This window comes from Rahnella sp. BCC 1045 (genome assembly GCF_019049615.1).
In the GTDB taxonomy this organism is placed as follows: Bacteria; Pseudomonadota; Gammaproteobacteria; order Enterobacterales; family Enterobacteriaceae; genus Rahnella; species Rahnella contaminans.
This window is the reverse complement of sequence record NZ_JAFMOZ010000004.1, coordinates 1-255: the sequence shown is the minus strand read 5'-3', so window position 1 is coordinate 255 and position 255 is coordinate 1. Positions and strand designations below refer to the sequence as shown.

Sequence of the window (255 nt, the reverse complement as noted above, 5' to 3'; positions counted from 1 at the left end):
GCTTGCGCCCATTGTGCAATATTCCCCACTGCTGCCTCCCGTAGGAGTCTGGACCGTGTCTCAGTTCCAGTGTGGCTGGTCATCCTCTCAGACCAGCTAGGGATCGTCGCCTAGGTGAGCCATTACCCCACCTACTAGCTAATCCCATCTGGGCACATCCGATGGCGTGAGGCCCGAAGGTCCCCCACTTTGGTCTTGCGACGTCATGCGGTATTAGCTACCGTTTCCAGTAGTTATCCCCCTCCATCAGGCAGT

The 255-nt window shown here is 57.3% G+C and carries 1 rRNA gene; it reads right to left on the bottom strand.

Annotated elements, in window-relative coordinates:
* A 16S ribosomal RNA gene (locus J1782_RS00020) occupies positions 1 to 255 on the bottom strand; the annotation flags it as partial.